Annotated in this window: 9 protein-coding genes; all 9 read left to right on the forward strand. The window is 39.0% G+C overall.

From position 1 onward, the window contains the following. The first annotated feature begins 327 nt into the window (after window positions 1-327). The 9 genes from AACV20_RS08935 (at window position 328) to AACV20_RS08980 (ending at window position 10,386) form a co-directional block, all read left to right on the forward strand. Window positions 328-768: a TM2 domain-containing protein gene (locus AACV20_RS08935; protein WP_047691451.1), complete on the forward strand. Its 441-nt coding sequence runs from the start codon at window positions 328-330 to the stop codon at window positions 766-768. Between the two features lie 738 nt (window positions 769-1,506). Continuing rightward, window positions 1,507-2,082 carry a class I SAM-dependent methyltransferase gene (locus AACV20_RS08940; protein WP_170908038.1) on the forward strand — a complete coding sequence of 192 codons (576 nt, stop codon included), beginning with the start codon at window positions 1,507-1,509 and terminating at the stop codon, window positions 2,080-2,082. A 162-nt stretch (window positions 2,083-2,244) separates the two neighbouring features. Beyond that, complete coding sequence (locus AACV20_RS08950; protein ID WP_170908039.1) at window positions 2,245-3,348, forward strand: hypothetical protein; 1,104 nt, start codon at window positions 2,245-2,247, stop codon at window positions 3,346-3,348. A 1,760-nt stretch (window positions 3,349-5,108) separates the two neighbouring features. After that, complete coding sequence (locus AACV20_RS08955; protein ID WP_170908040.1) at window positions 5,109-5,549, forward strand: excinuclease; 441 nt, start codon at window positions 5,109-5,111, stop codon at window positions 5,547-5,549. A 1,129-nt stretch (window positions 5,550-6,678) separates the two neighbouring features. Next, on the forward strand, window positions 6,679-7,203 hold the full coding sequence (locus AACV20_RS08960) for a hypothetical protein (RefSeq protein ID WP_170908041.1): 525 nt from the start codon (window positions 6,679-6,681) through the stop codon (window positions 7,201-7,203). Between the two features lie 147 nt (window positions 7,204-7,350). Further along, window positions 7,351-7,689: a hypothetical protein gene (locus AACV20_RS08965; RefSeq protein ID WP_371319576.1), complete on the forward strand. Its 339-nt coding sequence runs from the start codon at window positions 7,351-7,353 to the stop codon at window positions 7,687-7,689. A gap of 175 nt (window positions 7,690-7,864) precedes the next feature. Then, window positions 7,865-9,322, forward strand: a complete 1,458-nt coding sequence (locus AACV20_RS08970; protein WP_170908043.1) for a hypothetical protein — start codon at window positions 7,865-7,867, stop codon at window positions 9,320-9,322. A 157-nt stretch (window positions 9,323-9,479) separates the two neighbouring features. Then, window positions 9,480-9,986 carry a hypothetical protein gene (locus AACV20_RS08975; RefSeq protein WP_170908044.1) on the forward strand — a complete coding sequence of 169 codons (507 nt, stop codon included), beginning with the start codon at window positions 9,480-9,482 and terminating at the stop codon, window positions 9,984-9,986. Then, a complete protein-coding gene (locus tag AACV20_RS08980; protein WP_048625655.1) occupies window positions 9,976-10,386 on the forward strand; it encodes a hypothetical protein in 411 nt (136 codons plus the stop codon). Before AACV20_RS08975 ends, AACV20_RS08980 begins: the two co-directional genes overlap by 11 nt. The last annotated feature ends 239 nt before the right edge of the window (window positions 10,387-10,625 follow it).

Raw genomic sequence — 10,625 nt, forward strand, 5'->3', positions numbered from 1 at the left:
TGGTTTATAAATTAATCGGTTAGTTGGTTTTAAGTTTATAAAAAAGTTCGTTCTTTAGTTTTGAAAGTGTCGGTGTCAATCGGTTGGCCTAACAAACGGCTCAAGAGGGATTGCCAACGCGTGGCGGTTTTAGTGCAAAATTGAAGTTCAGTGTTTAAGGTGTGTTTTTTGAGTTCGGCTATGCGTTGTCAACCCCTTAGCCGGGCGTTAAACGTCGTTATAGTTCGGTGGTTATAATTTTTTATTTAATTACCAGTATGAATTTATAGACATATACATCCTCTTTGGTAAGAATACTTTATTCTTAACTATCTGAGGCATAAGTAAATGAAAGGTACCATCATCGATTTTAATGAGTTGGGTCGAACTGGATTAATCTCGGGCGAAGACGGCATTCGCTATCCACTCAATATTAATGAATGGAAGGCAGGGCAGCTTCCTAAATCAGGAATGGCTGTAGACTTTTCTGTGGAAAATGATGAAGCGAAAGCTATTTATCTGATATCTACAAGCGTAGGTTCCTCGAAGAAAATTGCTGCTGCTCTGCTTGCTTTTTTCTTTGGGGCGCTAGGCGCTCATAAATTTTATTTAGGGTATACCAAACAAGGTTTAATAATGCTGCTGGCATTCTTATTTGGTTTTGTATTGCTTGGATTGCCTTCAATAGTCATAGGTGTTATTGCTTTTGTTGAGTTTATTATTTATCTCACTAAATCAGATGAAGATTTTGAAAAAACATATGTGACGGGACGTAAGGATTGGTTCTAATATACTGATGTAATTACGTTTAACAAACGGCTCAAGAGGGATTGCCAACGCGTGGCGGCTTTGGTGCAAAATTGAAGTTCAGCGTTTACAGTGTGTTTTTTGAGTTCGGCGGTGCGTTGTCAACCCCTTAGCCGGGCGTTATGTTTACTTGAATTTCAATGGCTTAAATATCCTTCGATCACTGTTCTTTGTCCCTTTAGCCATTCGTTCGAGCAGCCTCAGCAAATCCGTATTGTCGGCCCAAATTCTTGAATTTCTCAACCTATAAAACATGTAAATGTCCGTGGGTTGCTTCATTTGCAGGTCGTGGTGGTTGGTTTTGAATATAGCTGGCTCTAAGTTGCTTTGAGCATATTTACCAATCAGCATGTTAGCTTGGCAGTTGCCTCGGCAATTTGCCATTGTTCTGCGCTTTGGTTGGAAAGATAGGGCGCTTGTTGAATCTAAGTCGGGTTGCCTCATTGGGCAGGGAAGTGGACTTACGCGCTTCGTGTTTTGTGCTTCTGGCGGCCAAGTGAGTTTTGGCGTGTGACTGACTTCTTGAAATGCGGTCAACAGTGCAGTTCTTTGCCAAATAAATCAGTTATTTGTGGTAAAACATAACAAACAATTCAAGCAGACCCTCAACGCTTAGCACTTTTGGTTGCGTTGAATGTCGTGTTGCCGAGCAATGCGGATAGTCAGCCAGTGCGTTTCGGGCTACTTAATTGGGCGTTATATGACTAAAGGAGTCCAGTTTTGATCAGATGGGATCATGTTGCAGATCATGTTGATTTCAATCTTGAAATTTCTGTGGAAGACTTTTTAATATCGATTCCCCGAAATGGTAAAGTTTTAGATTTTGGTTGTGGTTACGGACGTATTTCAAATCAGCTTCAGAAGTTGGGTTATAAGGATTTAGTCGGTGTAGATTCATCAAAAGAGATGATTAATCGAGGTCTAACCGAATATCCTGAACTTGATTTACGTTATCAACAAGATGGTTTATTTTCTTTTTCAGACAATTATTTTGATGCGATAGTGGTATGTGCAGTATTGACTTGTATACCTGTTCAGGATTCTCGTGAAAAAGTAGTATCTGAACTCTGGCGGGTTTTGAAACCCAACGGTGTATTGTATTTAGCTGAGTTTTGTTCAATCGAAAGCCTACACTTTTTATCAGGTTTAGGTATCGAAATGTGGCATAGTCGGCCAAAAGAGCTTGAGGCTTTGTTATCAAACTTCAGTATTGAATTGTCGAAAGTATCTGAAACTTCAACCATTTCGGGTCATGTCAGTAATTCGGTTCATATCATCGCGCGTAAGGTCATATAACAAAGCGTTCAAGAGGGACAGCCAACGCGTGGCATTTTTATTATGCGTTGGTTTTTGTGGTTACAGTGTTATGCGGAAAGTTGGTAGTAGCGTTGTCTGCCCCTTAACGCGGCGTTAAACGTTTTTATCAACTTCAGAGCAGTAGTATTTAAAGGGGCGAAAATGAGTCAAAGTGTAATTTCGGATAATTGGTCACTGCAAAATATTGGTGAATTATTAACCGATGGTATTGACGAAAGCAAATCACATTACATAGCAATCGATAAAGAAAATGACAGTTATTCTTACGAAGATAGCTTGAGTGCCATCATTAATACTGAAGCACTGTTTGATTTGCTTACAGATATAATTTTACGTGATCAGATTTTAGTTGAAGAAAAGTTTATCCATGCTTGGAATCATGAAGGTAATCCATTTCAAGAAGCTGTATCTCAAGGTGTCATCCGGCCTTATCCTTTTCTAGTGGACTATAAAAGACTGCAAGGACCACGAGACGAATTTATTGACCGTTTAAGTCTAACATCAGATTTAAAGAAAGATCACGAAGAAAACCGTGTAGGTTTTCTTCAAAATAGATATGCTCCTCATGGTTATTTATCCCAAACTTTATGGGGTGGTGCAGGGATGTTGGCTAGAGGTTTTGTTTATGAAAAAGGATATACACCGCACCCTGTGAGAAAGCGTTTTTTTACTGATGCTGGAATAATGGTTTCAAACGAAGACTCAGTACTAAGACTAAACCGACTAGTCTCAGAGAAAAGAGCTTCTATAGCTTCATTACACAATGCTGGTAGTGAGTTATATGCATTAAATGTAAACATGCTTCCATTACCAATCAGAGTAATACAAGAGTCAAATACAGCGAGTGATATGATTAAAGTGGCTCTTCAATTAAGAAGTGAGTACCAAGAGCTAAGAGATTGGTTAAATTGCTATCAGCAAGCACTAAGTGATGGCAGCTATAAAGACATGAATAAATTTGCCAAAATTCTTCAATCTATCTCTTTGTACGTTGATTCAACAATTGGCTCCGTAGACTCTAACGCTCCTACATTCACCGCCGGTATTGGTGTACTTAAGGTGGCTGTAAAAGGACAGCCACTAAACACACTAGTAAACCAATTTGGCATTCGTTCCATGGTTAATAAATTGATTCTTAGCCGCAGCGGTACATCAGATCTGAAAAAATATTTGGGCTTCTTTGATCATAAAAATACAGTTGTCGGAATGAAGGTGGTTGAACATTTTTCGCAAAAAAACGTTTAACAAACGCTTTAAGACGGATTCGCAACGCATGGCATTTTTACTATGCGTTGACTTTAGTGATTTAGGTGGTGTGCGGAAACACGGCATTGCGTTGCTCACCACTTAAGCGGGCGTTAGGCAAAGTGAGTTTTTATCAGCTAAATCGGGTTTGAATTGAACTGTGAATTCTATGTTCTCATGGCTGGACTTAAGTCATCACATATTTGTTGTTTCTTGATCGCGTTGGGTTGTTTATCGCTGTGAATTCATCGGCAAAATAACCTTCAGCATCCAAACGTCCGCCGAGCATGCTACGCTTGTCACTTTTCTTCCAAACCGCTCAATTTGAGTTTTTTTGTTTCTTTGCTGATTTAGCATTTTGATTTATAAATGAATCGGTTAGTTTGTTTTAAGTTTGTAAAAATCCCTGTTCTTTGGTTTTGACAGTATCGTTGTCAATCGGTTGGCCTAACAAACGGCTCAAGAGGGATTGCCAACGCTTGGCGACTTTAGCGCAAAATTGAAGTTCAGTGTTTAAGTGTGTTTTTTGAGTTCGGTGGTGCGTTGTCAACCCCTTAGCCGGGCGTTATGTTTTATTGAACCTCAGCAAAGCCAATATATAAATTTTAATGGAAAAACTTAGTCTGATTTAGACGTTTTTGTATTCTAATTTATTGATATTATGAGTTTATTGTTCTTTTTGGTGGTTATTGAAAGTTGAACGATACTTGTGCTTTTTCGGTAACTTTGCCCTGATAAATTGTGCTCGCAAAAGGTTCGATTTTTGCTGAAAGGCCTCTTTCTTTGGTGTTGCTTGCTCATTGATTACACCGGCTATTTCGCTTCAGCATGTTTGGGATCTCATGAACATCTTACTTGCTGACAGTGTTTGGTTAGCGCAAGTTTATCGGCGAATGTGCGTTTTTGTCCGGCTCTGCTCTGATCAATTGTGTTCGTAAAAGGTTCAATTGTTGCTGAAAGGTCTCTTCCTTTTGTGTTGTTGACCCCTTGATCCCGCAGGCTAATTCGCTTCAACTTGTTTGGGATCTTATCGGCAACAATGCTTGCTGAAAGTAGGCAAGTTTATCATTTTGAGTTAAAGTACTCGTAACCAATAAATTTTGAAAAAGTTCAATTTAATCAATGAGTAATAAAGCATAACAAACGCTTCAAGAGGGACTTCCAACGCGTGGCATTTTTATTATGCGTTGATTTTGGTGGTTACGGTGTTATGCGGAAACTTGATAGTAGCGTTGTCAGCCCCTTAAGCGGGCGTTAGGCAAGGTGAGTTTTTATCAGCTAAATCGAGTTGGAATTGAGCAGTAAATTCCATGTTTTGTGGCTTAACTTAAGCAATAAATAATCATCACATATTTGCTGTTTCTTGATCGCGTTGGGTTGTTTATCGCTGTGAATTCATCGGCAAAATAACCTTCAGCATCCAAACGTCCGCCGAGCATGCTACGCTCGTCACTTTTCTTCCAAATCGCTCAATTTGAGTTTTTTGGGTTTCTTTGCTGATTTGATATTTTGGTCAATAAATTAATCGCTTAGTTGGTTTTCAGTTTTCAAACAAGCCTTGTTCTTTGGTTTTGAAAGTATCGTTGTCAATCTGTTGGCCTAACAAACGGTTAAAGAGGGATTGCCAACGCTCGTCGATTTTAATACAAAATTGAAGTTCAGCGTTTACAGTATGTTTTTTGAGTTTGTCGGTGCGTTGTCAACCCCTTAACCGGGCGTTATGCTCTAGTCACAATCAAACTATTTTGGAATATATCACAATGAAAAAATTAACAATTCTAGCTCTTTCATCACTGGCTTTCTTCTCATCTAACACTTTTGCTAGAGATGATGTGGGTAATTATTCGATTACAAAGGCAATGAGCTCCGAAGTGGCTAAATCTAAATTAGGCTCTGAAGTTTCATTTTACTTTGGCGAGCAGAGTTACGGCAAAGTTCTCAAAGAATTAGGTGAATTTAAAACCAGTAAAAAAACAAACGCTTTCAATAAAACAGATGAAGAAGCGTGCAACTGGGTTTTTCTTTCTGCCATGATTGCTCTTAAAGACAGAGCGATAAAAGAGGGTGGAAATGCAGTAGTTAATATCAAATCAAATTACAAAAACAACCTCACTTCAAGCAACGGTACTTTTCAATGTGGTGCTGGAGCCGTAATAGCTGGAGTTGCATTGAGTGGTGAAGTTGTGAAGCTCAAAAAATAAGCATAACAAACGGTTAAAGAGGGATTGCCAACGCTCGTCGACTTTAGTTCAAAATTGAAATTCAGCGTTTACGGCGTGTTTTTTGAGTTAAGTGGTGCGTTGTCAACCCCTTAACCGGGCGTTAGGCAAGGTGAGTTTTTATCAGCTAAGTCGAGTTGAAATTGAGCAGTAAATTCCATGTTTTGTGGCTTAACTTAAGTAATGAATAATCATCACATATTTGCTGTTTCTTGATCGCGTTGGGTTGTTTAGCGCTGTGAGTTTAGCGGCAAAATAACCTTCAGCATCCAAACGTCCGCCGAGCATGCTACGCTCGTCACTTTTCTTCCAAATCGCTCAATTTGAGTTTTTTGTTTCTTTGCTGATTTGGTGTTTTGGTTTATAAATGAATAGGTTAGTTTGTTTTGGTTTGCAAAGAAGCCTTGTTCTTTAGTTTTGAAAGTGCAGGTGTCAATTGGTTAGCCTAACAAACGGCTCAAGAGGGATTGCCAACGCGTGGCGGCTTTGGTGCAAAATTGAAGTTCAGCGTTTACAGTGTGTTTTTTGAGTTCGGCGGTGCGTTGTCAACCCCTTAGCCGGGCGTTAGCTTCTAAAATCTGTTACTTTTTAAATAATAAATTCTTCCATAAATAAGCGAATTACATCAATGTATAACAGTGCGCTTTTGAATCGATCAAGATAAAGGAGAAATAAACATGCTTCTTGAGATATTAAAGTTTTTTGTCAATCCAAATTTAAATAAAGAATGTCGAGAAATGAAAAACTTCCTGTTGGACAATCGTCTTCTTTGTCGGAGATGTAAAGGCTTTGCATACCCAACGCTAGAGTCAAAAAATACATTTAGTTGTAAGTGTGGACACGCATTTTCTGGTTCATATCATAAAATGTGTCACGAATTTCATTGGGTTGTTGATAGAAGAGGTACTTACCGGTCAATAATAAGGCAGTTAAACGAAGAGTGAGGTTGTTCTTGCCGAAAGCTAACAAACGCCTCAAGAGGGACTGTCAACGCGCGGCGTTTCCAGTCCCAATGAGCCGCGGTGGTTACGGTTGTTGTGTTTGAGTTTTGTGTTATGCGTTGTCAGCCCCTTAGGCGGGCGTTATGAGGTTTCGATAATAATGAGGTTTTATGGACTGGGACTGGTTTGACAAATATCAGACATTCATTGCTGGTTTACTCGGATTTCTTGGCGTGATTGCCACAATACGCTCAAATGGTGAACAAAATAGAGGACTATTAATTGAACAAGTAAATCAGGAAAGCCGTGCGTTAAGAAGAGCCTTAATCGAAGAGCTCAGTTTAGTAGCTAATACGTACAAGACGAATATTGAGGATTTGAGCAAATCGAATAATCCTCATGGAATTGCATACTTACCTGAGAATCCTCATATTGCAGCTTATGGGCAGTTGGTTCCAAGGTTTGGCTTGCTCGATACTGAAGAAATTAAAAAAACCATGCTGGCATATCAGCTAATTCAAGAATTACCAGATAGGTTTAGGCTCTTGCAACCTCAAGATAGTAAGGCTTGTAGAGATGGATTTATAACGATTGAGCGTCAGGATTATGCGACAGTAGTCGAAATATATGACATTTTTTTATCTCCCGTGTTGGAGGCAATAGAGCTTTTAGGGCGTGGTGAGAAAACCTCATAACAAAGCGTTTAAGACAGATTCGCAACGCTCGGCATTTTCAGTTTGCTTTGAATTTAGTGTTTACGGCACAATGGTTTAGGTTAGGTGGTGGCGTTGCTCACTACTTAACGCGGCGTTATGCTCTAGGAGTAAAAGTTGACCAAATTGATGAGAAAAGTCTTTTTAATCAATATAGTGGCCTTTTTGGTTGTTTTCGCTTTATCTAATTATGTTCCTCTTTTTGCTACAACGCGGCCTGCTGATTTTTTGTTTTTTGTCGTGATTGTTATTTGGCTTTTAGCAAAGTTAATGTGGGAAGGTGGTATACACAGCAAAACGACACGATTAGATGATCCGGTTACCGATAAAGTATACAAAATGGTAAAGGGACATGATTTTGAAGAAGAGCAAGTTGAGCATTATCGAGCTAACTACCAAACAGGCTTGGTTCTCTTTATCGCAGGTTTACCCGCATTAATTGGTTGTCTAGTTCTGCAGTTTGTTTGAGCACAAGCATAACAAACGGCTCAAGAGGGATTGCCAACGCGTGGCGGCTTTAGTACAAAATTGAAGTTCAGTGTTTACAGTGGTTTTTTAAGTTCGGCGGTGCGTCGTCAACCCCTTAGCCGAGCGTTATATGCTACCATGCGGTATGAGTTTTATTTGATAATTAGGAAATTAGATGAGTCGTTGGATTAACAGTTTTATGAATCACCCTTTTCAAGGGGTATGGCAAAACTTAAAAGAAGTTACTCTTGAAGTTGAAGTTGATGATACGACAGTCACCACTAGTGTAGAAGAAATAGCGCGGCTAAAAAAAATTGTTAGTTTTCTTGACTCATTAATCAGTTCGTGTGACCCAGAGCTAGTTCCAGAATCTACATGGTCAAATTTTCATTCGCAAGCAAATGTTTGTCTACAACAGGTAAGTTCGTATCAGAGCAATCGTAATATTGGTCATATAACAAATGCGAATTCAAATCTTGATAACCTTCTTACCTATATACGACCTTATCAAGTACATTCTAGCGATGTTACTGAGTCAGTAAATTCTGCTTACTTATCATACTCAGAGACTATCAGTTCTTCATTGACTGAATTTCAAGAAAAATCAAATATGATTTTGGGGGTAATCGAGGAGCATAAATTACAAGCAGCATCTGATGCAGAGGCATCAGACGTTGCTAAGCAACGAATAGAACAACTAGAAAAGCGATATTTTGATGACACAGAAGAAATTAGTGTAAGTACTAAGATCAGCGATTTAGACACATCTATTGATACTTTATTCGATAAAGTTCAAAACTATAAAAGTCAACTGCTAGATGGCGATGCACATAATGAGTCTATATCATCAGAGATCCAAAGAGCATTTGATGAAGCAGAGTCTAGCTCAGATTCAATTAAGAACTTATTAAGAGAAGTAGAAGAGAAACTGGTTGAATTTGGTAACTACCATACGCGCGTATTTGGTAAGAAGAATGATGAAGGTAAATATGAAGGTGGTTTGAAAAATGAAATTACTGCTCGTGAAGCCCATCTTGACACTTTCAAAGCTCAGCAGGAAACAAAGTATGAAACTTTGAATCGTGAAATTGAAAGTTTATTACCAGGCGCTACCAGCGCAGGTTTAGCATCTGCGTACTATGATCTAAAGGTGTCTTTTGATGATGCTATTAATAACTATACAAGATTATTCTATGGATCAATACTAGCTTTATTCCTGCTTGCCGCTATTTCAATTACCCAAGAAGTAGGTTTTTGGTTTGTTAAGTTTGTTGATGTAAGTGATTTTACAAAACTGCTCCCGAATATCTTATACAAATTGCCCTTGTTAATTCCAGTTCTTTGGTTAGCGTTATTTGCTTCAAAGCGAAGAAGCGAATCTTTGCGTTTGCAGCAAGAATATGCGCATAAAGAAGCTCTAGCGAAGTCATACCAGAACTTCAAGGTTCAAATCGAGGCTCTTGATCAGGAAGAACCTGAGTTAATGACAAAGTTGCTATCTGCAGCTATTGAAGCAGTAGCTAAGAATGCGTCTGACACTTTAGATAAGAAGCATGGAGATAAGACCCCAGCTCATGAAGGGATAGATGGTATGATCACAGCTATTGAAAAAATGAAGAAAGCAGTTTCATAAAGTAGCATATAACAAAGCATTTAAGAGTGATTCCCAACGCATGGCATTTTTCATTCCATCGTTGGGTTTTGTGTTTAAGGTGGCTTGGTTAAGTTTCGTGGTAGCGTTGCTCACACCTTAATGCGGCGTTAAGCATATGTTTCAATAAGGAGGATTCTTGGAAAATATCCCAAAACCAGATCCTAGCGGGACAACAGGATCTCAGGTTGCAAGTCCCGCGGACTATATAACAAATATTGAACCGCCACCGTTTCAGTATGTACATAATGTACTGGAGGGGCTTGCTGAAAATAAATACAAAGCGTTAGGTGGTGAGGCTACGGCAAAGATTATAGCAGCCCTACAATCGCAGAACTTCCATGAAATAAATAAACTTCAGCAAGAAAATCGCCAGTTGAAGAAAAAAATTGATGAGTGTAATCGCGAATACTACGATTGCCGAGAGAAAGCGGCGATATATAAGAATCACTTGGACAGTGTCAACAGATTACGTAAGAAAAGTAACTTAGAAGCAACGTTTGGAACTGCATTGATTGGTATATCTATAGAGCTCTATCGAACTCCTGAGTTAAATCCATCTCTTGCTGTCATCTTGGCGTTGGTAGGGGCGGCTTTACTTTTGGCTAGTTGGTTTTCGGGAGTTGGAGGCAAAAGTGATAGTTAGTAATATTTCTGAGTTTACGATTACGGGAATTTTAGATAGGGGTGTTGCAAATCTAGAGCGAATTGCAATTTATGTAAATCAAACGGTAAACACTGGCCAGTTTGGGGTGATGATTGGAAATCAACCTTTCGGCCATACTCAGGCTTACCCTATAAAAGATAATTTGCTCTGGTTTGGTGATGCAATATTGAACCAAGGGGATTGGATATTTCTTTATACAGGTTCAGGTAATGTTACTCAGACTCCTATTGAGGGAGGGAAACAACTATATTCAATTTACTGGGGTAAACCGCAAACAATATTCGCTAGGACGGATATTGTACCTATTTTGTTCAAAGTTGAGGCAGTTCAAATACCAGCAATGCCAAACGATGTTCCGCAAATACCAACAAATGCTTAACAAAGCATTTAAGAGTGATTCCCAACGCATTGCATTTTTCATTCCATCGTTGGGTTTAGTGTTTACGGTGGTATGGTTGGGTTTCGTGGTAGCGTTGCTCACACCTTAATGCGGCGTTAGGCAAAGTGAGTTTTTATCAGCTAAATCGAGTTGGAATTGAACGGTAAATTCTATGTTTTCTGGCTTAAATTAAGCAATAAATAATCATCACATATTTGTTGTTTCTTGATCGCGTTGAG

The sequence above is a fragment of the Vibrio sp. B4-6 genome, from assembly GCF_963888245.1.
Classification (GTDB): Bacteria; Pseudomonadota; Gammaproteobacteria; order Enterobacterales; family Vibrionaceae; genus Vibrio; species Vibrio anguillarum.